This is a genomic window from Nakamurella panacisegetis, from assembly GCF_900104535.1.
Classification (GTDB): Bacteria; Actinomycetota; Actinomycetes; order Mycobacteriales; family Nakamurellaceae; genus Nakamurella; species Nakamurella panacisegetis.
The window spans coordinates 599,143-622,759 of the sequence record NZ_LT629710.1 but is presented as its reverse complement, the minus strand read 5'-3'; the positions used below and the strand labels follow the sequence as shown (position 1 = coordinate 622,759).

Annotated in this window: 15 protein-coding genes and 1 tRNA gene; 3 read left to right on the top strand and 13 right to left on the bottom strand. The window is 68.9% G+C overall.

Translation table 11 applies throughout. The features are described from left to right. Window positions 1-3: 3 nt before the first annotated feature. Both BLS97_RS02730 and BLS97_RS02725 read right to left on the bottom strand, forming a co-directional pair. Window positions 4-891: a TIM barrel protein gene (locus tag BLS97_RS02730; protein WP_090474490.1), complete on the bottom strand. Its 888-nt coding sequence runs from the start codon at window positions 889-891 to the stop codon at window positions 4-6. A gap of 89 nt (window positions 892-980) precedes the next feature. After that, a complete protein-coding gene (locus tag BLS97_RS02725; RefSeq protein ID WP_157695132.1) occupies window positions 981-2,090 on the bottom strand; it encodes a glycosyltransferase in 1,110 nt (369 codons plus the stop codon). 521 nt (window positions 2,091-2,611) lie between these two features. Between BLS97_RS02725 and BLS97_RS02720 the strand changes: the two genes are divergently transcribed. Beyond that, window positions 2,612-3,340 (top strand): CDP-alcohol phosphatidyltransferase family protein, encoded by a 729-nt coding sequence (locus tag BLS97_RS02720; RefSeq protein WP_231988321.1) that lies wholly within the window; start codon window positions 2,612-2,614, stop codon window positions 3,338-3,340. Between the two features lie 24 nt (window positions 3,341-3,364). Here BLS97_RS02720 and BLS97_RS02715 read toward each other — a convergent pair whose 3' ends face one another. From BLS97_RS02715 to BLS97_RS02685, 7 genes are all read right to left on the bottom strand, one after another. Beyond that, window positions 3,365-4,444, bottom strand: coding sequence for a threonine aldolase family protein (locus tag BLS97_RS02715; RefSeq protein WP_090474488.1), 1,080 nt, complete (start codon window positions 4,442-4,444; stop codon window positions 3,365-3,367). Between the two features lie 63 nt (window positions 4,445-4,507). Beyond that, window positions 4,508-5,248, bottom strand: coding sequence for an SDR family oxidoreductase (locus tag BLS97_RS02710; protein WP_090474487.1), 741 nt, complete (start codon window positions 5,246-5,248; stop codon window positions 4,508-4,510). 7 nt (window positions 5,249-5,255) lie between these two features. Then, on the bottom strand, window positions 5,256-6,641 hold the full coding sequence (locus BLS97_RS02705) for a DUF6421 family protein (protein WP_407938036.1): 1,386 nt from the start codon (window positions 6,639-6,641) through the stop codon (window positions 5,256-5,258). 656 nt (window positions 6,642-7,297) lie between these two features. Continuing rightward, window positions 7,298-8,782, bottom strand: coding sequence for a glycerophosphodiester phosphodiesterase (locus BLS97_RS02700; RefSeq protein WP_157695130.1), 1,485 nt, complete (start codon window positions 8,780-8,782; stop codon window positions 7,298-7,300). Window positions 8,783-8,894: 112 nt separating this feature from the next. After that, entirely contained in the window at window positions 8,895-9,869 is a 975-nt protein-coding gene (locus BLS97_RS02695) for a ribose-phosphate diphosphokinase (protein WP_090474485.1), read from the bottom strand. Window positions 9,870-9,942: 73 nt separating this feature from the next. Further along, window positions 9,943-11,409 carry a bifunctional UDP-N-acetylglucosamine diphosphorylase/glucosamine-1-phosphate N-acetyltransferase GlmU gene (gene glmU, locus BLS97_RS02690; RefSeq protein WP_090474484.1) on the bottom strand — a complete coding sequence of 489 codons (1,467 nt, stop codon included), beginning with the start codon at window positions 11,407-11,409 and terminating at the stop codon, window positions 9,943-9,945. An 85-nt stretch (window positions 11,410-11,494) separates the two neighbouring features. After that, a tRNA-Gln gene (locus BLS97_RS02685) sits at window positions 11,495-11,565 on the bottom strand. A gap of 284 nt (window positions 11,566-11,849) precedes the next feature. Between BLS97_RS02685 and BLS97_RS02680 the strand changes: the two genes are divergently transcribed. Beyond that, a complete protein-coding gene (locus BLS97_RS02680) occupies window positions 11,850-12,830 on the top strand; it encodes an acyl-CoA desaturase (protein WP_090474483.1) in 981 nt (326 codons plus the stop codon). A gap of 279 nt (window positions 12,831-13,109) precedes the next feature. Then, window positions 13,110-16,664: a transcription-repair coupling factor gene (gene mfd / locus BLS97_RS02675; RefSeq protein ID WP_172832342.1), complete on the top strand. Its 3,555-nt coding sequence runs from the start codon at window positions 13,110-13,112 to the stop codon at window positions 16,662-16,664. 93 nt (window positions 16,665-16,757) lie between these two features. On the opposite strand, the gene BLS97_RS02670 is transcribed toward mfd, so the two are convergent. The 4 genes from BLS97_RS02670 to ppc form a co-directional block, all read right to left on the bottom strand. Continuing rightward, a complete protein-coding gene (locus BLS97_RS02670) occupies window positions 16,758-17,075 on the bottom strand; it encodes a hypothetical protein (RefSeq protein WP_090474481.1) in 318 nt (105 codons plus the stop codon). Window positions 17,076-17,258: 183 nt separating this feature from the next. After that, window positions 17,259-19,160, bottom strand: a complete 1,902-nt coding sequence (locus BLS97_RS02665) for a DUF4012 domain-containing protein (RefSeq protein WP_090474480.1) — start codon at window positions 19,158-19,160, stop codon at window positions 17,259-17,261. Next, window positions 19,157-20,473, bottom strand: coding sequence for a UDP-glucose dehydrogenase family protein (locus BLS97_RS02660; protein WP_090474479.1), 1,317 nt, complete (start codon window positions 20,471-20,473; stop codon window positions 19,157-19,159). Before BLS97_RS02660 ends, BLS97_RS02665 begins: the two co-directional genes overlap by 4 nt. A 66-nt stretch (window positions 20,474-20,539) precedes the next feature. Beyond that, window positions 20,540-23,371: a phosphoenolpyruvate carboxylase gene (gene ppc, locus BLS97_RS02655; RefSeq protein ID WP_090474478.1), complete on the bottom strand. Its 2,832-nt coding sequence runs from the start codon at window positions 23,369-23,371 to the stop codon at window positions 20,540-20,542. Window positions 23,372-23,617: the final 246 nt, after the last annotated feature.

Here is a 23,617-nt window from a genome sequence, read left to right as displayed (position 1 = left end):
ACGTCAGGACGCCAGGACGCCGGTGAGAAAGCCGAGCGAGGCGGCGATGTCGTCCAGGGCGGCGGCCGCCTGCTCGGGCCCGGACAGGATGGTGTCCTGCTCCATGACGTACCAGCCCGAGTATCCGGCGGTGTGCAGGATGCCGAGAATGGCGTTCAGATCGACGTCGCCGGTGCCCAACGGCACGTACATGCCGCTCCCGACGGCCTGCGTGTAGGTCAGTTCGGCGTGCTGCACGCGCCGGGCCAGGTCGGCCCGTACGTCTTTGAGGTGCACGTGGGCGATCCGGCCGGCGGCGGCCGACGTCAGCGCGACGAGGTCGTTGCCGCCGATCATCAGGTGGCCGGTGTCCAGGGTCAGGGCGATCCCGGAGCCGGTGAGCACCCGTTCCACCTCGTCCGGCTTCTCGATCATGGTGCCGACGTGGGGGTGCAGAGTCGGGATCACGCCGCGCTCGGCGGCCGCGGCCGCCACCCGGTCGAGGTTGTCCAGCAACCGGCGCCAGCCGGCCTCGTCGAGATCCGGCCGCTCGTCGTAGCCGTCGACGCCGGTGGCGGCGGCTAGGACCAACGTGCCCGCCCCGGCCGCGACGAACGCGTCGAGTTCGATCTGCAGACCCGGCAAGGGATCGTGGCCGGCTTCGTGCAGGACGACCGGGACGAAGCCGCCGACGGCGGACAGGTCGTACGCCGCGAGGGTCGCCGCCCGGGCGGCCGGGTCGGCCGGGAGGAAGGTGTCGGGGCCGAATTCGGTGGCCGTCAGCCCGAGGTCCCGCATCTGTCCCAGCACCAGCTCCGGCGGCAACTGGTAACCCCAGTCGGGGACTTCGCACACGCCCCAGGAGATCGGCGCTCCGGCGATCTTCTCGGCGCCGCTCGCGATGCCGCTCATGGGAACCTCCTCGTCGAAAAGGGTCGCTTCACTCTGGACCGCCGGCGAATGCTCGTCACCACTATGTTAAGACAAATACGCCCGCCAGGTCACCCGGTCGACCGTTCACCGAATGTGGCGGCCCGCCATGACAGGGCGAAACGTTCAGTGTTGAAACGGCTTTTGTAGGTCTCGCGAGCCTGGTGGCCGGCTTCGGTCACTTCTGTCCGGGACAGTCGCCCGAGGATTGCGGCCAGAGCGGCCACGTCTCCCGGCGGGTAGAGCCACCCGTCCACCTGGTCGGTGACCACGTCGACCAGGCCGCCGCCCGCGCTCGCGACGACCGGACGTCCGCGGGCGAAGGCCTCGATGGCTACCAGCCCGAATGGCTCCGGTTCATCGGACGGCATCAACACCACATCCGCTTCCTCGAGATAGACCGACGGATCCGACACCTCGCCCACCACCGACACCGACGACGGATCACGCAGTGCGGAGACCAGTCCGGGAACGTCGACCCACTCGCCGCTCGGCGGGCGGCCGCCCAGCACCGTGAGGTGGCCGGCCGGCTTGGCCCGATCCCAGGCCGCCAGCAGGGTTCGGTGTCCCTTCCAGGCGTTCCACCGGCTGGCGACGACGAACTGCAGCCGGCCCTGGTGGGTCTCGATCGGGACCAGGCGCGGCGGCTCCGGAGTCCCATTGGGCACTACGACGGTGCGCAGTGCGATCCGCCCCGGCACGGAGGCGACCACGGCCTCGGAGATTGCGAGCAGGCGGTGGCAGGCCAGCGCGGGTCCGCGCAGGACCTGTCGATCGGTCTTCGACCAGATCTCCTGGAGGTGTCCGATGACCGCGGGGACACGGGCGATCCGGGCCAGCGGAGCCCCGAGGAACGTCGCACTGGTCGTGCAGTAGACGACATCGGGGGCGCCGCGCCGCAATGCGCGGAACAACCGCGCCGAGCGTACGGCCAGGCGGACCAGGCCCATCGGGTTCTGATAGGCACGGCGCATGATCGGCAGATCGAGGTGGCGAACCGCGGCGCCCCGGCGCTCCAGTTCGACGCAGAGCGGCCGCTCGGGATGGGCCAGATCCGTGGGGAGCCACACCTCCGCCTCGGTGTGCTCGGGCAGTGCGCCGACCATCTCCAGCAGCATCCGATCGGCACCGTAGAGCTCGTCGGAAGAGTGCAGGAACACGAATCTCGTACGGTCACTCACTGTTGATCCTCATGACGAATGGGTCCGGTCGACGAGCGCGTGGCTGTGCGGTCAGATGGCCCAGTGTGCCACCCCACACGGCGGCACCCGGGTGTTGGACCCGAACCGCATTGTGGGCGGTTTACCCCGTCGGTCAATCGGGGGAATGGGTGGTCACTCGTCCGGGCTGAACGCGGAGTTCTTCGCTTTCCCTCCTCGGGCGACCACGCAGTGTTAAATTTGGTCCAGCTGTCGGTGCTGGCGGCGGCCCGCGCGAGCCGAGATTGGTGCGGGCCGTGAAGGTGACTGCGTACCGTGTCCGTTCGGTGTCACCCAACAGATGAGGTGATCAATCGTGCCGTCCACCGTTGGGTGTCATGTCCGGAACTCGAGTTCGACGTGGCCGGACCTTTCCGGCGCGCTCGGTTCCGGGTCGCTGGAAATGGGGGGTCATGATGGACGGTGAGGGAATCGGAGTTCGCTCGGACGATCGCTTGGGCGCGGCGGAGCCGTCCGGGGTTTCGGTCGGTCGGCCGGGGCCGGTGACGCCGGCGGCACCGTACTCCGAGGTCGTCCGCTCTCTGAGTACCGCCCAGAAGCCGTCCAAGGGGGCACCGGCCTATTCCCGTTTCGTCAACCGGCGGCTCGGCCGACTGATCGCCGCCGGCGCGTTCAAGTTGGGGCTGACACCGAATACGGTGACCGCCATCAGTGCCGTCTTCTCCTTCGCCGGAATTGCCGTGCTCGCCCTCGTCTCCCCGGCGGTGTGGGTCGGAGTGGTGGTGTGTCTCTGCCTTGTGCTCGGGTACGCCTTCGACGCCGCGGACGGTCAGTTGGCCCGGCTCCAGGGGTCCGGGAGTTCGGCCGGTGAGTGGCTGGACCACATGGTGGACGCGACGAAGATCTCCAGCCTTCATCTGGCCGTCCTGGTCAGCGCCTACCGATTCATGCCGGTGGGGCGGGCCGCCCTGCTGATTCCCATCGGGTTCACGGTCGTGGCGGCCGTGATGTTCTTCGGCATGATCCTGAACGACCAGTTGCGTCGGCAGTTCCAGGCCCGGTCCGGGCAACCGCTGGAGCGGGGCGGAACCTCACTGCTGCGCTCGCTCCTGGTGATCCCGACCGACTACGGCCTGCTGTGTGTGGTGTTCGTCGTACTGGGCTGGCCCCTGGTGTTCTTCTGGGTTTATGCGTTCCTCTTCGTCGCCTCGGCCGGATTCATGTTGCTCGCGTCGGTCAAGTGGTTCCGGGACATGAAGGCGCTCGGCTGAGGAACCCTGCGGCGTGCGGGCCGCTCAGGCCTGCTCGGCCAGGAGTCGTTTCATCTCCGCGACGAACGCGTCGACATCGGCCTCCGTGGTGTCGAAGGAGCACATCCAGCGGACCTCCCCGGTATGCGGGTTCCAGTCGTAGAACCGGAAGGTCTCGCGCAGTCGATCGGCGACTACCGGGTCGAGGATGGCGAAGACGGCGTTCGCCTGGACCGGCTGGGTGATCCGGACACCGTCGAGGGAGCCGGCCGCCTCGGCGAGCCGGGCCGCCATTGCGTTGGCGTGCTGGGCCGAGCGCAGCCACAGGTCGCCCTCCAACAGGGCGATCAGCTGGGCCGAGACGAACCGCATCTTGCTGGCCAACTGCATGTTCAGCTTCCGCAGGAACGGCAGAGCAGCCGCCGCGCCGTTTTCCTCCGGGCGCAGGACCACGACGGCCTCGCCGTAGAGCAGGCCGTTCTTCGTGCCCCCGAAGGACAGCAGGTCAACCCCGGCGTCGGTGGTGAAGGTCGACAGGTCGGTGCCGAGCGATGCCGCGGCGTTGGCGATCCGGGAGCCGTCGACGTGCAGCAGCATGCCCTTGGCATGCACGTGCTCGGCGATGGCGGTGATCTCGGCCGCCGTGTAGGCGGTCCCGAGTTCGGTGGTCTGGGTGATCGACACAGCCAGCGGCTGGGCGCGGTGCTCGTCGCCCCAACCCCAGGCCTGCCGGTCGATCAGTTCGGGGGTCAGTTTGCCGTCGGTGGTCGGAACGGTGAGCAACTTGAGACCGCCGACGCGCTCCGGTGCGGCGTTCTCGTCGGTGTTGATGTGTGCGGTCTCCGCGCAGACGACGGCCCCCCAGCGGGGCAGGATGGCCTGGAGGGACAGCACGTTGGCTCCCGTGCCGTTGAACACCGGGAACGCCTGCACGCCGGCGCCGAAGTGGCGCGCCATGACCGTCTGCAGGTGAGCGGTGTAGACGTCTTCGCCGTATGCGATCTGGTGGCCACCGTTCGCCTCGGCGATCGCCGTGAGCACCTCGGGATGGACTCCGGCGTAATTGTCCGAGGCGAAGCCCCGCTGATTGATGTCATGAAGGAGGGTCACCCGTCCATTGTCCATCGCCGTTCCGGCTCCTCCGACGCAGAGGTCTTCGGCCCCGCGGCGCCCGAAGACCGGGCGGTGTCACATCAGCAGGCGGGCCCCGTTGACCTCGGCCGGCTCATCGGTGAACAGGTCGACGATCCGGTCGGCCAGGTCGCGTACGTCCGTGAACCCGGTGAACTGCTTGTCCGGCGCGGCATCCCGCATTCCTTGGTCGACGAGCGCCTTGATGATCAGGATGGTGGCGGCCGACCGTTGGGGGAACGGCTCCGACTTGGCTCCCGACTGCAGCCGTCGGAACGACTCGGCCATGGCCAGCATCCACGCCTCGGTGGCCGCCTTCGCGGCCGCGTAGTTCGCCCCGCCCGGCGTCGGTCGCTCGGCCGCGGTCGCCGAGACGATCACCGCACGCCCGTCCGATGACGCCGCGAGGTCGTCGTGGAGAGCCATCGTGATGTGACGGAGGCTGTCGATCAACGTGCGGCTCAGGTAGCCCCAGTCGTCATCGCTGTTCGCGGTGAAGCCCGAGCCGCCTCGCCAGCCGCCGACCAGATGAACGAGGCCGTCGATGCGGTGGTGCCGCCGGCGAACCCGATCGGCGAGCGCCTCGCAGTGCTCGGTGTCGCTGATCTCGGCCACCTGGCAGTGGACGCCGGGCAGTCCCGCGAACAACGTCGCCAAGCGGTGCTCGTCACGCCCGACCGCCACCACCTCGGCGCCGGCCCGGGCCAGGGCCCGGACGGTCGCCCGCCCGGCGCTGCCGGTCGCGCCGGTGACGAGGATGACAAGACCGTTCAATTCACCTGCTGGACGACTGATCATTCAGGGATCATCCCGTAATTCCCGCGGTGGCGCTGACGACCGGTGCGAGCTTCCGGTTGAGTGCCTCGTAGAACATCGAGAGCGGAAATTCGTCGGGTAGCACCGCATCGGTGAGGCCGCGGACCGGGCCGTCCAACGGAAGCGCGTCCGGACCCTTGGCCCAGGTGGACGACGGATTAGGGGCCACGGTTCCGGACACCAGTTGGTACGCGGCCAGCCAGTGCGCGGTCTTGGAACGGTCGATGGACTGCCAGTACAGGTGCTCGATCTGGCGGCCCAGCTCGAGTACCGGCTCGGTCACCTCGGTCCAGTCGATGGTCAGCCGGTTGTCGGTCCAGTGCAGGACGTGATGCTGGTGCAACCAGGCGAAGAGCAGCTGGCCGCCCAGCCCGTCGTAGTTGCGGACCCGGCTCCCGGTGATGGCAAAGCGGAAGATGCGGTCGAACAGGATCGCGTACTGCACGAGACGGGCATGGGGAACGCCGGCCCGCTCGAGCTTGACCGACTCGCGGAAGGCGGTCAGATCACAGCGCAGCTCCTCCAGCGTGTAGAGGAAGAACGGCATGCGCTGCTTGATCATGAACGGGTCGAAGGGCAGGTCGCCGTGCATGTGGGTCCGGTCGTGGATCAGGTCCCACATGACGAATGTCTGCTCGGCCAGCTCCTGGTCCTGCAGCAACCGGGCCGCGTCCGGAGGCAGCGCCAACCGGGTGATCTCCGCCGCGGAGCTGACCACCGCGCGGAAGCGGGCCGCCTCCCGATCGGCGAAGATGGCGCCCCAGCTGAACTTGGGAACCTCGCGCATGGCGATCGTTTCCGGGAAGAGCACGGCCGAGTTCGTGTCGTACCCGGGTGTGAAGTCGAGGAACCGGATCGGCACGAACATCTTGTTGGAGTACTCGCCGGCCTCCAGATCGGCGACGAAGTCGGGCCAGATCACCTCGATGAGGACGGCTTCGACATTCCGATCGGGGTTGCCGTTCTGCGTGTACATCGGGAACAGCACGAGGTGCGCACGGCCGTCCACCCGGTCCGCCTCCGGATGGAAGGCCAGCAGCGAGTCGAGGAAGTCGGGGACGCCGAACCCGCTGTCGCTCCACCGGGTGAGGTCCTTGGCGCAGGCAGCCAGGTAGTCCGCGTCGTGCGGGAACTCGGGCGCGAGCTGCTCGACCGCGGCGACGATCCGCTGGATCAGAGTCGCGGCCTGCGTCTTGTTCTCCGGAACCGAGCCGTCCTTGGCCTGCAGGGGGCGCAGGTCACCGACGGCGCTCTTCAGGTCGAGCCAGGAGGGGTGCTCGATGATCGGCGACCGATGGGCGCGGCGACCGGCGGTGGTGGGGCGCGCCGCGTAGCTGACCGCGTTGAAGAACAGATCACCCGAGGACGGATCCATCGCGACGGCCAGGACCACCAGGCGGGACGAGCCGACGACCGACGTCGCGGCGACCGGAGCGCCGGGTCGGCCGCCGGACAGGCGCAGCAGCGGGGCAGCCGGGTCGGTCAGCGTCAGGGTGGCCAGGGGCCGCAGACGGTCGAGATCCGTGCGCGCCAGCAGGTCTTCGTCGATCTCGGTCCGTGCGTTGCCGTGTTGCGGGTGAAGTCCGGCGTCCCCCGGCTCGCGGGGGTCGGCCGACAGGCCGGCCGAGCCGGTCGGGAGTAGGTCGCCGGCGGCGATCCCGCCCAAGGGTGCCGCGAGGTCTTCGACCGAGTCGATCAGGAGGACCAGGCCGGCGCCGGCGGACACGGCCTGCGCGGCCGGAGCGGCAAGCGGCGCCGACCCGGCAACCACCACATCGGCTCGGGCCGGATCGTCGACCACGACGTATCCGCGGTGGGCCAGGACCTCCTCCGGGACGAAGCCATCCTTCGCCCAGGATTTGTTGCGGTCGAGCCAAACCCGTGGAAACTGTGTCATGTTCACCTCTCTAGCCATAGATCTTCCTGTCGAGCAGCCTACAGGCAGGAAGTTATGCGGGTCAACGAACGAGTGAGCGTCGTAACTCGTGGTGGGCGGGAAGATCGACCGATGTGCCAGAGCCGGTGCCGGGCTCAGGACAGCCGCAGCTTGCGGAATGCCGCCTCGCCGTCGGTGGAGCTCCGGCCTATGTGCAGGTATCCGCCCCTGGTGGTGGAATCGGACGACGTCACCGTCCCGGCCGCATCGGTCCTGGTCCAGGTGATGGCCGCCGGGGTCACCTGCAGACGCAGCGGGATCCACTGTCCGGGCGACGCTGGGGTGGTGGCCACCGAGACGCCGAGTTGGACGCCGTCCGGATGACCGTCGAGGTGACGATAGAGCTCGAGCCGGCCGTCGGCCCGCAGGATGGCGTGATAGCCGTTGCCCCGACCCAGCCGATGTTCGTAGTAGCTGTCGTCATTGCGTCCGAAAGCGATGGTCAGGTTGTCCGCCGCACTGGAGGGAAGCGCCGGCCAGCATGCTTCGACCTCCACCGTGTAGCTGCCGGCCGCGCTGCGCACGGGTCCGAAATGACCAAGGGTGAGGAAATGCTGAGTCCCTTTGGCGGCCAGGTGCAGTTCGGGGCCGGACCAGGCCGGGGCGTAGGTCGCAGAACTTGGGTCCCTGGTCATCTCTCCCGGCGCGATCGCTCCGGAGGCCCAGGTGTCGGCCGTGGCGATCGGGCGGTCGGAGGCGATGTACGGGGCGCTGGAGCCGACGATGCCTCGGCAGCCGAGGTCGAAGAAGTGGGCGGCGTCGGAGCGGCGATGGGCCGCGTAGATCCAGACCGGGATTCCGGTACCGACCGCCGCGGTGACGAACTGCGAGTTCAGGAGTCCGGATGCCCCCGAGGCGGGCAGGACTATGCAGTCGGTGGCCGGGGCGAGTGTCTTGGCCAGGGCGGCAATGCGTTCCAAGGTGATGTCCGTTTCGGCTCCGAAGTAGCCGAACACCGGATAACCGGCCGCGCGCGCCTGCGGGAGGCGCGAACTGGAGTAGAAGCCCTTGATGATGACGCTGTCCTTGAGCCCGGCCGTTTCGATGGCGGCGATCATCGCCGGGTACGCGTCGTCGTTCTTGGCTTCGATGCACATCACCACCTTCCCGCCCAGCTCGCGCAGGACGTCAAGGAGATACGGGACCCGGGGCACCGGCTCCGCCGCCCAGGCCGGACCGAGCTGGGGTACATCCAGGCGGCCGCCGCGCAACACCGTCGACGGGAGGGAGGCGACCGTGCCGGACAGCGTGGTGGTCCGGTCGTAGGTCGCGTCGTGCATGCAGATCAACGTGCCGTCCGACGTCATGCCGACGCTGATCTCGATGCACTCGATGCCGGCGGCCACCACGGCGCGATAGCCCTCGATACTGTGCTCGGGATAGACATCCCCGCTGCCTCGATGACCGATGTGGTAACGGTTTCCCCGGCGCGCGGCCCAGCCCGCGACCGTCGCGACGGCGCCGCTGCCACTGGGCGGCCGGGTCGGCTCGCCGAGTCTGCGATCGACGATCGCCCCGGCCGCCGCGCCGACGCCGATGGCTCCGACCGACATCGCGCCGATGGCAGTTCTGCGGCTCACCCCGGGCACATTGGACCCCGTTCGTCAGCTCAGCCTGACCGCGCTGAGTACCCGACCGGAGTATTCACCCACCGGCGTTCGGATCGCGTCAAAACGCCGGTCGGTCCCGGCCTCAGACGTCGAACAGCGAGGTCACCGATCCGTCTTCGAAGACCTCGTGGATCGCCCGGGCCAGCAGCGGGGCGATGGAGAGCACGGTCAGTTGCGGGAACTGATGCTCCGGCGGGATGGGCAGGGTGTTGGTCAGCACGACCTCGACCGCGCCGCACGTGCTGAGCCGTTCCGCCGCCGGGTCCGACAGCACGCCGTGGGTGGCCGCCACGATGACCTTCTCCGCCCCGGCGTGCATGATCTCCTGGACCGCCTTGGCGATGGTGCCGCCGGTGTCGATCATGTCGTCGACCACGATGCAGGTGCGCCCGGCCACGTCACCGACCACTCGGTTCGCCTTGACCTGGTTGGGGCGCAGCGGGTCCCGCGTCTTGTGGATGAAGGCGATCGGCTTGCCGCCGAGCCGGTTCGCCCAGCGCTCGGCGGTACGGACCCGCCCGGAGTCGGGGGAGACCACCGTGAGGTCCTCGGTGCCGTACTTCTCGGAGATGTAGTCGGTCAGCAGGGGCTGGGCGAACAGGTGGTCGACCGGGCCGTCGAAGAAGCCCTGCACCTGGTCGGTGTGCAGGTCGACCGTCATCAACCGGTGGGCGCCGGCCGTCTTGAGCAGGTCGGCGATCAATCGGGCCGAGATCGGCTCGCGACCGCGGTGCTTCTTGTCCTGCCGGGCATACGGATAGAAGGGCAGGACGACCGTGATCCGTTTGGCTGAAGCGCGTTTCAGGGCGTCGATCATGATCAGGGTCTCCATCACCCACTTGTTGATGGACGCGCCGCAGGACTGGATGATGAACGAATCCGTCCCGCGGACCGACAGCTCGGGCCGCACGAAGATCTCGCCGTTGGCGAAGTCGTAGATCGAGGTGGGGGTCACCTGGGCGTCGAGTTCACGGGCCACCTCGTCCGCCAGCTCGGGGAACCCGCGGCCGGAGAAGAGCATCATGCTCTTGCGGGTGGTGGTGGAGATGGCATTCACGCGAGGTGGTGTCCTTTTCGCTGACGAGCGGAGCGTGCTGTTCTGGTCGGGCCCGGGCAATGGGCGGGCGGCCTCACACGTCGGTGGCCGTGGGCGAACCGGCGCCGGCCGCACGGGCCGAGCGGTCGGAGGCCGTTCCTTCGCGGCGGCGCAGGACCCAGCCCTTGACGCTGCGCTGGCGACCACGCGCGACGGCCAGATCACCCGGTTCCACATCGTTGGTCACCGTCGAACCGGCGGCCACGTACACGCCATCGGCGATCCGCACCGGTGCGACCAAGGTGGAATTCGATCCTACGAAAGCGTTCTCGCCGATGGTGGTGGCACTCTTGAGCACTCCGTCGTAGTTCGCCGTGATGGTGCCGGCGCCGACGTTGGAGCCCGTCCCGATCGTCGTGTCCCCGATGTAGGACAGGTGCGGCACTTTGGCCCGGCGCCCGATGAACGACTTCTTGATCTCGACGAACGCGCCGACCTTGGACTTCTCGCCCAGATCGGCGCCGGGACGCAGGTACGAGTACGGCCCGACGCTGGCGCCCGGCCCGATGGTCGAGCCGGTGCAGTGGGAACGCACCACCGCGGCGTGATCGGCCACGCGGCAGTCCGAGAGGGTGGTTTCCGGGCCGATCACGCAATGGGATCCGATCACCGTGCCCGCCTCCAGCGACGTGCCCGGAAGGAGGACGGTGTCCCGGCCGATCACCACATCCGCGTGCAGGTAGGTGGCGGACGGGTCGACCACGGTGACGCCGGACAACTGGGCGTCCCGCACGAGCCGACCGTTGAGGACCTTGCCCAGCTCGGCCAGTTGCACGCGGTCGTTGACCCCCTCGGTCTGCGCGGCATCGTCGGTGGTCAAGGTCCCGACCGGATGATCATCGGATCGGGCCAGAGAAACGACGTCGGTCAGGTACCGCTCGCCCTGGGAGTTGGCCGACGTCAGGCGGGTCAGCGCGTCGGCCAGGACCGCTCCGTCGAAGGCGTACACACCGGAGTTGATCTCGGTGATGGCGCGCTGCACATCGTCGGCGTCCTTCTGCTCGACGATCGCCGCCAGCTGTCCGGACTCGTCGCGGACGATCCGGCCGTACCCGGTCGGATCGACCACGTCGGCCGTGAGCACGGTCACCGCGTTGGCGCTGCGCTGATGGTGCGCGGCCAGTTCGACGAGCGTCGCGCCGGTGAGCAGAGGGACGTCGCCGTAGGTGACCAGGACCGTCCCGCTGATCCGGCCCATCTCCGCCAGGGCGCAGGCGACCGCATGGCCGGTACCGAGTTGCTCGTCCTGCACGGCCTGCCGCACGGTGGGGTGATGATCGGCGAGATACTGGCCGACCTGTTCGCGTCCGTATCCGACGACGACCACCAGGTGTTCGGGCCGGACGGCGGCGGCTGCGGTCACGGCGTGCCACAGCAGTGGCTTCCCGGCGACCGGGTGCAGCACCTTGGGCACGGACGAGCGCATTCTGGTACCGGCGCCGGCGGCGAGGACGATCACCGCCGAGACGACGGCGGACGTCGCCCGTTCACTGTCCGGCATTGGCGATCCTCCTGTGCTGGCCCGAAGCCCCCACGGATGTTAGCCGGATTCGATGTGGGCACGAACCAGCGATCGAGGCCGTCCGCTCCGCCGCCAGGATTCGAACCTGAACCATCTGAACCAAAATCAGAGGTGCTGCCGTTACACCACGGCGGATTGACCACCAGCATCATTCCATGTCATGGCGGCGGTTGAGGCCGCCTCCCGTGCGCGGCTGCTCGGGGCCGGCACCGGAACGGCGACTGTGGTCGATTGCCCCGCACGCATTCCGCCGGTACCCCTGAGCCGGTACCGTTGGCGGAAGAACCCGGTGGGTCCGGCGCGTTCCGTGAACGTCGCAGGCACGGGCGGTTGGCCAGAGTTCCACCTGTCCCGGGCGGCTGTCGGCCGGGACCCGAGAAGATTGATCGCCCGTGACCCCTCCGCAGTCAGCCCCCACCATGGACGGTGCTCCCACCCCCACCAGCCCCGCCCGCACGACGGCCACGACGGCGCAGGGGCCGAAGCCGATCCTGGACGGCGAACGCGGCATCGCGGCTCAGATCGCCGTCTACGGTTTCTCCCTGGTGCCCCTGCTGGCCGTGATCCTGGCGGTTCCGTTCGCCTGGGGATGGGGTCTGACCTGGACCGACGTCATCATTGCGGCCGCGTTCTACGTGGTTTCGGGCATGGGGGTGACGGTCGGGTTCCACCGGCTGTTCACCCACGGATCGTTCAAGGCGAATCGCGCCCTCAAGATCGCCCTGGCCGGAGCCGGGCAGATGGCAGCCCAGGGTCCGGTGATCATCTGGGTCGCTGACCATCGGCGCCACCATGCCTTCTCCGACCGCGAGGGAGACCCGCACTCGCCCTGGACGTACGGAACATCGGTTCCGGCGTTGGCCAAGGGCTTCTGGCACGCCCACATGGGGTGGATCTTCGATCGGGACAACACCAATCAGCAGCGGTTCGCCCCTGACCTCCTGGCCGACAAGGACATCGCCCGCCAGAGCAAGTACTTCTGGACGTGGACCATCGGATCGATCATCGCGCCCGCTCTGATCGGCGGCCTGGTCACCATGTCCTGGCACGGCGCGCTGACCGCCTTCTTCTGGGCCGGGCTGGTGCGTATCGCGTTGCTGCACCACGTCACCTGGTCGGTGAACTCGATCTGCCACATGATCGGTGAGCGCCCGTTCGCGGCCCGGGACAAGTCGGCCAACTTCTGGCCGCTGGCCCTGCTCAGCTTCGGCGAGTCCTGGCACAACCTGCACCACGCCGACCCGACCTGCGCCCGTCACGGCGTGCTGCGCGGTCAACTCGACATCTCGGCCCGGACCATCTGGTTCTTCGAGAAGCTGGGCTGGGCGACCAAGGTGCGCTGGCCCAGCCCGCAGCGCCTGGCCCGGATCCAGGCCACCGCCGGCGAGATGGGCCACTGACCCACTGCGGCCGCCTCCGGCTCCGGGGGCACCGTCGGTGGACGACGGTACAGTCGTGACCAGACGCCCCCTACCGCACGGTCGGGGGTTTTCTGGCGTGTCGGCATCCCGCTGCGCCGGTGTTGATCGGGCCGATTCCGGCCGGTCAGGGACGCGAGGAGTGCCGACGTGGCGCAGCAGGTAGCGAAGAGACCGACCGCATCGGCGCACCCGGAGAGCGGGAACACGGCGCTGGCCGGGCTGCTGGAGGCCGTCCTGCGCACCACTGTGGTCAAGGACATGGTGGCCACCGCCGGCGCCCCGACCAACCGGATCATCGCTCCGCCCGGTGCCCGCCCGTTCCTGGCCGCCGCATTGGCCGTGGACAAGGCGGCGGGCGGAGCGGGGGTCCCGGTCCTGCTGGTCACCGCGACCGGCCGCGAGGCCGAAGTGGCGACCGCCGCCATCGCCGACCTGATCGGCGACGACAACGTGATGATCTTCCCGTCGTGGGAGACCCTGCCCCACGAGCGGCTGTCACCCCGGGCCGACACCGTCGGCAAGCGCCTGGCCACCTTGCGGCGACTGGCCCACCCGGAGGAGCACCCGGCGGGTTCGCCCAAGGTGGTGGTGGCCACGATCCGGTCGCTGATCCAGCCGATGGCCCCCGATCTGGGCGAGATGGCGCCGGTCGTGTTGCGGACCGGCGACTGGGTCGACCTGTCGGAGTTGGTCGGCCGACTCGTCACCCTGGCCTACACCCGGGTCGAGATGGTCGAGAAGCGCGGCGAGATCGCGGTCCGCGGCGGCATTCTGGACATCTTCCCGCCGACCGACAGCCACCCCATCCGGGTCGAGTTCTTCGGTGACGAGGTCACCGACATCCGCACCTTCGCCGTTACCGACCAGCGGTCGATCGACGCCGTCGACTCGGTGACCGCCCAGGCGTGCCGGGAGGTCCTGCTCACCGACGAGGTCCGGGAACGCGCGTCCCGGCTGTCGGCGGCCGGGACCGGTGACCCGACGCTGGCCCAGATGCTCGGGAACCTGGCCGCCGGCATCGCCGTCGAGGGGATGGAAGCCCTCATCCCGGTCCTGTTGCCGGGTCGGCTGACCATGCTCCCCGAGGTGTTGGCCAAGGGCACCCATGTGGTGCTGGCCGATCCGGAGCGGATCCGCACCAGGGCCGAGGATCTGGTCCGCACCGGGGCCGACTTCCTGGCCGCGTCGTGGATGGCCGCGGCCACCGGTGGGCGCGCCCCCATCGACCTGGCCGAGTCCGCCTACCGGTCCCTGGGTGAGGTGCAGGACCTCATCCGGGACCAGGAACTGCCGCTGTGGCGGGTCGCCCCGTTCGGCGTGGACGAACCGGGCGACGCGACGGCGGCGCTGCTGCAGGCCAACCCGGACGAGCAGGTGGCGATCATCGCCGCACCGTCCTACCGGGGCGAGATCGCAGTCGCCATCGACGATGCCGCGCAACGGGCGGCCGGTGGGGGAGTGACGGTCGTCGTCGTCCCCGGGGCGGGGACCGCCGCGCGGGCGGCCGAACGGTTCGCCGAGGCCGACCTCGCCGTCACCACATCGGGCGATTGGATGGAACACCCACCGCGACCGGGCATGGTCACCGTCGCCCGCGGGCGGTTGGAGGACGGTTTCGTCATCACCGGGTCAGGTCTGGCCATCATCACCGAGTCCGACCTGACGGGCACCCGCGGCACGGCGACCCCGCCATCCGCCACCAAGATGCCGTCTCGCCGCCGCAACATGGTCGACCCGCTGGCCCTCAAACCCGGTGACTACGTGGTGCACGCCCAGCACGGCATCGGCAAGTACATCGACCTGGTCAGCCGGACGTCCGGTGGCGCCGTCCGCGAGTACCTGGTGGTCGAGTACGCACCGAGCAAGCGGGGACATCCCGGCGACCGGTTGTTCGTCCCCACCGACGCCCTCGATCTGCTGTCCCGGTACATCGGGGGCGAGGTGCCGACGGTCAACAAGCTGGGCGGCGCCGACTGGGCGAAGACCAAGGGGCGCGCTCGGAAGGCCGTCCGGGACATCGCGGCCAAGCTGGTGCAGCTCTACGCGGCCCGTGCCTCGGCCCCGGGCCACGCCTTCGCTCCGGACACTCCGTGGCAGCGTGAGCTCGAGGATGCCTTCCCGTTCACCGAGACGCCCGACCAGATGGCGGCGATCGACGAGGTGAAGGCCGACATGGAGAAGCCGGTCCCGATGGACCGGGTGATCTCCGGTGACGTCGGCTACGGCAAGACCGAGATTGCCGTCCGGGCCGCCTTCAAGGCGGTGCAGGACGGCAAGCAGGTCGCCATCCTGGTGCCGACCACGCTGCTGGCCCAGCAACACCTTTCGACCTTCACCGACCGGATGTCGGCATTCCCGGTGACGGTCCGCGGGCTGTCCCGGTTCACCGACGACCGGGAGTCGAAGGAGACCGTCAAGGGCCTGGCCGACGGCAGTGTCGACATCGTCATCGGAACCCACCGGCTGCTGCAGCCGAGCGTCCGCTACAAGGACCTCGGTCTGGTCATCGTCGACGAGGAACAGCGGTTCGGGGTCGAGCACAAGGAACACATCACGGCCCTCCGGGCGCACGTGGACATGCTCACCATGTCGGCCACCCCGATCCCGAGGACCTTGGAGATGAGCCTGGCCGGCATCCGCGAGATGTCGACCATCCTCACCCCGCCCGAGGAGCGGCACCCGATCCTCACCTACGTCGGCGGCTATGACGAGAAGCTGGTCGCCGCCGCCATCCGGCGCGAGTTGCTCCGCGACGGTCAGGTGTTCTTCGTGCACAACCGGGTCTCCGACATCGACGCGGTGGCCGGGCGCATCCGGGAGGCCGTCCCCGAGGCCCGGGTCGCCGTGGCCCACGGTCAGATGAACGAAGACCGACTGGAGAAGGTGATCGACGGGTTCTGGGACCGGTCGTTCGACGTGCTCATCTGCACCACCATCGTGGAAACGGGCCTTGACATCTCGAACGCCAACACGCTGATCGTCGACCACGCGGAAATCCTGGGCCTGTCGCAGATGCACCAGTTGCGCGGCCGGGTCGGCCGGGGCCGCGAGCGCGGCTACGCGTACTTCCTGTACCCGAGCGAGAAGCCGCTCACCGAGACCGCCCACGACCGGTTGGCCACCATCGCGCAGAACTCCGACCTCGGGGCCGGCATGGCCGTGGCCATGCGCGATCTCGAGATCCGAGGGGCCGGATCGATCCTCGGGGCCGAACAGTCCGGGCACATCGCCGGTGTCGGGTTCGACCTCTACATCCGGTTGGTGGGTGAGGCGGTGACGGCGTTCAAGAAGGCCGCCGGCGGCCCCGCATCGGGCGACGAACAGGAGGTCGAGGAGGAAACCCTCGAGGTGCGGGTCGAGCTGCCGGTGGATGCCAGCATCCCGCACGACTACGTGCCGTCGGAACGCCTCCGGCTCGATGCGTACCGCAAGATCGCCGGCGCCACCACCACCGAGGAGATCACGTCCGTGCGGGCCGAACTGGTCGACCGCTACGGGCCGCTGCCCACCGAATCGGAAAACCTGTTGGCGGTGGCGGCATTCCGTCAGGTGTGCCGTGAGGCCGGCGTCTCCGAAGTTGCCCTCGGCCCGCAGGGTTTGCGATTCGCACCGCTGGAGTTGGCCGAATCGGCCCAGATGCGTGCGGCCCGCGTCTATCCCGGATCCAAGTACCGGGCACTGACGAACACCCTGACCCTCCGGCCCCCGACCGAGTCGGACCGTCTGGCCGCGGACACGCTGCGGGACCGGGAGTTGCTGGCCTTCTGCGAGCAGGTGCTCCACAACCTGGTGCCATCGACCAGGACGGCGTGACCGTCGCGTCAGTGGCGGGAAACGACCAAACCGCGGGTGGGTGAGGACCTCAGGTCCTCACCCACCCGCGGTGCCACTTCCGAGGCAGAAGGCTCAGCGCTGCGCTGACCGCCCGCGGATCATCTTGGTGCCGGCCAGGCACAGGCCGACGCCCAGCAGCAGTACGATCGCGCCGATCAGTACCGCTCCGCCGACGTTGAAGCCGGTGCCGGTGTAAGAAAGGGCTGAGCCGCTCGCGCTTCCCGCGCCGCCGACGGTCTGGGACGTCCCGAGTACCTGGACGGCCCCCGAAGAGTTGGACACTCCCGAGGTGACCGCGGGTGGGACGTAGTCGTCCGCCGAGGCGATACCCACCGAGAGGAACAGCGTTGCGGCGGCCATCGAGACGACGGCAAGGATCTTGTTGAACATCTGGTCTCCTGACCGAGTGAAGTCGTGCGCCTACTGTAGAACTTCCACGGCGCGAAGGTAACTATGAGTTCACATTCGTGGCCGAATGGACACAATGATCACCCGATCGTGTCGGGCGACCGGAGGGAATCGCACCAGCGGCCACAATCAGTGAACCGGTCGATGTCAACGCGCTGATGCGGCTCAGCAGCTCGGATATCCGGCCGCTGACGTCTTCCAGGTGGTCACCGACGGGGTGGTCTCCAGGCGCGGCTGATATTGCGCGGCGGTGGCGGACGGAGCAGCCACGGTGAAACGACCGGTCACCGTGGCCTGTGCCCCCGGGCGCAGCTCGACCGTGATCATGCCGACCCGGCGTCCGCCCTCGGTCGCCCACACGACCGGGACCGCCCTCCCATCGACCGACAACGTGGAGATGGTGCCATCGACCGGGGCGAAGATCAGGAAGTTGGTGCGCAGGACGTACGGTCCGCCTTTCGCGTAGCCAAGGACGTAGGTCGGAAGGCCCGCACTGGGTGCCGTGTAGCTCATCGTCACGGAGAGGGTGAGGTTCCGCTGACCGGCCGTACACGTCCCTGGCACCAGCGTCGCCGAACCGCTGGTGTAGTACCCGAGCTTCCCTCCGGTGCTGTCGTTGCGGAAGACACCGACCACGGGAGTGGCCCCGTCGACCGTTGGCAGATGCCCGGACAGATCGGTCGCCAGCAGGTCCGTCTGCTGCTCGCCGTCGGCACTCCAGACGAGCAACCGACGCTCGCCGACGGCCTTCCTCAGCCCGCGCAACAGCGACCGGGCGCTGCCGCCGGAGTTCGTCACGGCCGCGAACGCCTTTGCCGTCGCATCGGCCAGGAAGGCCTCCCGGGCCGGAGCATCGTTCGACTGCGGATACAGCGCGTAAGCGGTCGACAGCAGGATCCGGGTGACGTTGGACGAGGTGAGTTGCAGGTTGTGCCCGATCGGGATGGGCTTTGCCCCGACCAGGAGGTACGACAGCGCCACCGGGTCGATCGACACCACACCGTCGACGGTGACGTGCTTGCGGATGGCGTACATCTTGGCCAGCAGGGCGGCCGAGGTCGGGAAGTCCGGCGTGAGGTTCGTGTCGGTGGCGTAGGTCCCGGGCAGTTGGCCGTACAAGGCGGTGGACAGGCCGGCCGGCAGCGCGAGCGGCGGGTCGAACTTGCCGAGGTCTCTGGATCCTGACCCCTGATCGGTGATGGCGAGCTTCCCGTCGGTGATGGTGACCAGGGCGTAGGAGCCGAACAGGCCACCGCTCGCTCGCGGCTCGGCGAGGTTCTGGAAGACGACGAGGTACTTGCGGGGACCGTCGGCGCCGAGCATGGCGGGCGCCAGCCGGCCGATCCGGGCGGCCGCCGATGTGGTCTGCTCCAGCTTGGCCAGCTTCGCCTGCAACGTGGTGACCGCCCGGTCGATCGGACCGATCAGGCCACGGCGATCGATCGAGGAGGTGCTCTGCTCGGCCGAAACCACGGCGGCATCCGCTGCCTGCAGCGTGTCGGACGCCGCCGCGATGGGCTTGACGTCGATGGTGCCGTTCTTCGGCGTCAGTGTCTCCGGTTGCACGGTGCGCGCGACCTGCACCAGCGAGGGCGCGGTGGTGGTGGCCAGCTGGTCGACGGTGGAGGCGATGTCGGACACGGCCCGGAAGTTGGTGCCGATCCACGGGAGGTGGCCGGCCAGGCGGAACAACGGGTCCGAGGTGTCGGCCCGCGCCTTGTCCGCGTCCGCGCGCAACTGGGCCGCCGTGGCATCGGCCTTGTTCAGGTCGATATTGCTCAGGTCGCGGACCTGGGCCTGCAGATCACTGACCTGCGTCGCGGCGGCGTTCAGATGGCGGTACGCCTGGTAGGTCCGCCATCCGACCCAGGCGACGGACAGCAGGATCAGGACGCCGGCGACCAGCAGGGCCCGACCGAACCAACGCCGGGCCGTCCCCGCCCTGGGCTCCAGATGTTCGTCGTCCGTCACTGAATCGACCCCGTCGTCGCCGGGCCGGACCGGTTGCGGTTGCGGTGCCCCGTCCGGGTGGTCGGCGCCCTGGCCGTCTGCGATCGGCTCGGTCACGGTCGGCCCAGAGCCCGGTAGGTCCAACCGGCCGCGCGCCAACGAACCGGGTCCAGGGTGTTCCGGCCGTCCAGCATGTGTTTCCCGGCCACCACCGAGGCCAACTCGTCCGGATCGAGGGATCGGTAGTCGTCCCATTCGGTCAGAACCATGACCAGGTCCGCATCTTGGGCGGCCTCCATCGCCGTGTCGGCGTAGTGCAGACCGGGCGAGGCCCGCCTGGCGTTGGTCACCGCTTCCGGATCGGTGACGACGACCGTGGCTCCCTGCAGTTGCAGCTGGGTGGCCACGTCGAGGGCGGGAGAGTCCCGGATGTCGTCGCTGTTGGGTTTGAACGCCGCGCCCAGGACGGCAATGCGCCGCCCGACGATGGATCCGTTACACACCTCCCGCGCCAGGTCCACCATGCGGACGCGGCGTCGGAGGTTGATCGAGTCGATCTCGCGGAGGAAGGCCAGCGCCTGGTCGGCGCCGAGCTCCCCGGCGCGGGCCATGAAGGCCCGGATGTCCTTGGGCAGGCACCCGCCCCCGAACCCGAGCCCCGCGTTGAGGAATCGGCGGCCGATCCGTGCGTCGTACCCGATCGCATCGGCCAGCTGCGAGACGTCGGCCCCGGTCGCCTCGCAGACCTCGGCCATGGCGTTGATGAACGAGATCTTGGTGGCCAGGAACGAGTTGGCGGCCACCTTGACCAGTTCGGCCGTGGCGTAGTCGGTGGTGACCAGCGGCGTCCCGGCGGACAGCGGAAGGGCATAGACCTCGTCGAGCAGGGCCTTGGCCGCAGCGTCGGCCGGCGCCGCGGGCAACCCGTAGACGAGACGGTCAGGGGCCAGCGTGTCCTGGACGGCGAAACCCTCCCGCAGGAACTCGGGGTTCCAGGCCAGCATGGCGCCCGGTTCCGCGGCCCGCAGGATGCCGGCCAGCCGTCCGGCGGTGCCGACCGGGACCGTCGACTTGCCGACCACCAGGTCACCCGGCGACAGATGTGGGGTGAGGGCGTTGACCGCCGCGTCGACGTAGGTCATGTCGGCGGCGTTCTCCCCGGCCCGCTGCGGAGTGCCGACGCACACGAAATGCACCTGGTTGCCGTGGGCCGCCGCGAAGTCGGTGGTGAACCTCAGCCGCCCACTGGCGATCGCGTCGGCCAGGACGGTCTCGAACCCGGGCTCGAAGAACGGCGGCCGCCCGGACGCGAGGGACTCGACCTTGGGCCGATCGACATCGATCCCGACGACGTCATGGCCGGACTGGGCCATGCAGGCCGCGTGCACGGCTCCGAGGTATCCACATCCGATGACGGTCATCCTGGTCATGACGGGCTCCGCTTCCTCTCGCCGGGGCGGCTCGCAACGACGGGAGGAACCCCACCGGCGTTGTGGTCACCCGGTGTTGCGCATTCCGGCGGCAACACCGTTGATGGTGAGCAGCATCGCACGCTGCAACTCCGGATCGGGGGTCACACCGTCGTCCAGCGCCCGGATCCGGTGGAGCAGGTCGACCTGGAGGTACGAGATCGGCGCCAGGTACGGCTCCCGGACGGTGAGCGTGCGGCTGAGGTCCGGCTGGGACTGCAGCAGGTCGTTCGAGTGGGTCAGACGGAGCACCTCGGCCACGGTCAGGGCGTGTTCGGCTTTGATCAGGTCGAACAGATGCCGCAGTTCCGCCGGGACCAGCGCCGAGACGTAGAGCTCGGCTATGTCGAGATCCGTTTTGGCCAAAGTCATCTCGACATTCGAGATGAAGGTCCGGAAGAAGTGCCAGCTCCGGTGGATCTCCTCCAGGAGTTCGCCGTGGCCGGCCTCGCGTGCGGCCTTGAGCCCGGACCCGACGCCGAACCAGCCCGGGACGATCTGACGGGACTGGGTCCAGCCGAAGACCCAGGGGATCGCCCGCAGGCCGGAGAGGCCGGCGCCGGAATCGGGGCGCCGGGAGGGGCGGGACCCGATGTTGAGCGACCCGAGCTGCTCGACCGGGGTAGAGGCCAGGAAGTAGGCCGGCAGGTCCGGGTCGTCGATCAAGGTGCGGTAAGTGGTGAACGCCGCCCCGTTGACGACTTCCATGACCTCGTCCCACGCCGCGAGCTGCTGGTCCGACAACCGGGGGGCGCGGTGCAACGCCGACGCCTGGAGCGCGGCCGCCACGGTCAGTTCCAGGTTCTCCCGGGCCAGTTCGGGCAGCGCGTACTTGTCGCTGATCACCTCACCCTGCTCGGTGAACTTGATCGCCCCGGTGAGCACACCGTGCGGCTGAGCCAGGATCGAGTCGTAGGTCGGCCCGCCGCCACGACCGACGGTGCCGCCGCGGCCGTGGAACAGGACCAGCGAAACCCCGTGCCTGGCCGCCACGTCGCGCAGCACCCGCTGAGTCTTGTGGATCTCCCACTGGCTGGTGGTGATCCCGGCGTCCTTGTTTGAGTCCGAATACCCGAGCATGACCTCTTGGACGTCTCCGCGCAGCCGGACGATCTCCCGGTAGGTCGGGTCGGACAGCAGTTCGTCGATCACCTCGCCGGACCGGCGCAGTTCCTCGACCGTCTCCAGCAAGGGAGCGAAGCCGATGCGGGCGTACGGCTCTCGCAGTTCGGAGCCGTGCACGTCCAGCAGGCCGGCCTCCCGGGCCAGGATCGCCGGAGCCAACACGTCATCGGCGCCCATGGTCATCGACACGATGTAGGTCTCGATCACCTCGGGACCGTAGGTGTCCAGGGCATCGGCGATCTCCGCGAACACCGAGAAGGTCTTGGCCGCCGCCGCGTCAAGGGCGGCCGGGCGGTAGGTGAGGGGTCGACGGGAGGTGAGCTCGGCCGAGAGCAGCTTCATCCGGTCGGCCCGATCCAGCTCCGTGTAGGCCGTCCGGTTCTCGCCCAGCCGATCGAACAGCTGCGCAAGAACGTGGTGATGGGCCTCGGCGTGCTCGCGGATGTCCATGGTCGCGGTGTGCAGACCGGTGGCGGCGACCGAACGACGCACGGTCGCGACCACTCCGTCTGCCGCCAGCTCTCCGCCGTGCTGCCGGAGGGAGTCGGCGATGACGGCGAGATCGGCCAGGAGCTCGCTGCGCTGGGCGTAGTCCCGGCCCGGTTCGTGTCGTCCACGCGCGGCAACCCTGGTCCTGGTGTTCAGCAGCTTCGCCTTGACGCACGTCAGCTTGAGCCGGTACGGCTCGGCCGCGTTGATCTCCTTCACCCGCGGATCGAGCCCCGGCAGTCGGCGCAGGTCCTCGGCGACCGACTCGCTCAGCGCCGTGGATACGCCGACGATGGCGGTCGACGCCGACAGATAGGCGATCAACCGGTCGATGTTGCCGATGGCCAGGTCGATGGCCAATTGATGGTCGAGGGCGAGGACCTGGTGGGTGATGGCCGCGGTGACGTTGGGGTTCCCGTCCCGATCCCCGCCGATCCAGGTGCCGATCCGCAGCGGAACCGACTCCGCGGAGAGGGTGACGCCATGGCCGGAGAGTTCAGCAGCGAGGTCGTCCATCAATTCGGGCAGGCTCTCGCCACCGATCTGACGCAGGTAATAGAGCAGGTTGCGGGCCTCGTCGATCGGGGTCGGCCGGATCTGGCGCAGTTCGTCGGTCTGCCAGATGAGGTCGATCAGTTCGGCCAGTTGACGATCCTGCCGGACCCGGGCCGTCGATCCGGGCTCGGTCGGCTCGGCCAGCAGGTCGCTGATCCGGCGCAGTTTGGTCAGCACGCTGCGCCGGCTCGCCTCGGTGGGGTGGGCGGTGAACACCGGTCGGACGTCCAGATCGGCGATCGCCCTGGTCAGTTCCTCCGGTCCGAGTTCGGTCGCGACGTCGGCCACGGCACGCGCGAGCCAGCCTTCGGACGCCGGACGGGCTCGCAAGGCGCGGATGCGGTCCACCTGTTCGGCTGCGTTCGCCAGGTGGAAGTAGGCGGCGAACGCCCGGACCAGTGCGGTTGCCTCGCTGATGGGCAGCGTCGCCAGGATGGCCCGGACCTGGTCGGTGGCCGCCTGCCGATCCTGTGGTGTCGCGGACTCGTGAGCCTGCTTCGTCAGGGCTCGAACCTTCTCGACCAGATCCAGCATCTCCTGGCCCTCCTGACGGACCAGTGTTTGACCGAGGAGGGATCCGACCCGCCGGACGTCGGCGCGCAGCTCCGCCTCGGTGTCAACCGACCCGGCCGGTCGCGGGGGACGGGCCGAGGGGTTCAGCGGGGCAGAACTCGTTGGGGCAATCGTCATGCCCCGATCCTTCCCGATCGGGATGACAGGAAGATGACGACCGCCCTGGCTCTCGGAGCGAGAGGCGGGTGTCAGGAGGTGCCAATGAGCATTCGAGTGTCGCAACACCGAGACAATCCGACACGGAGAGTGGCCGTCAGTTCGCGGATTCACCCAAACGCGTCGGATCCCGGACGGGATCGACTCGATCGAGTTCGTGACTTGCACCGTGTGTGACGGGTAGGGTCACCGGAGGCGGCGCGCGGG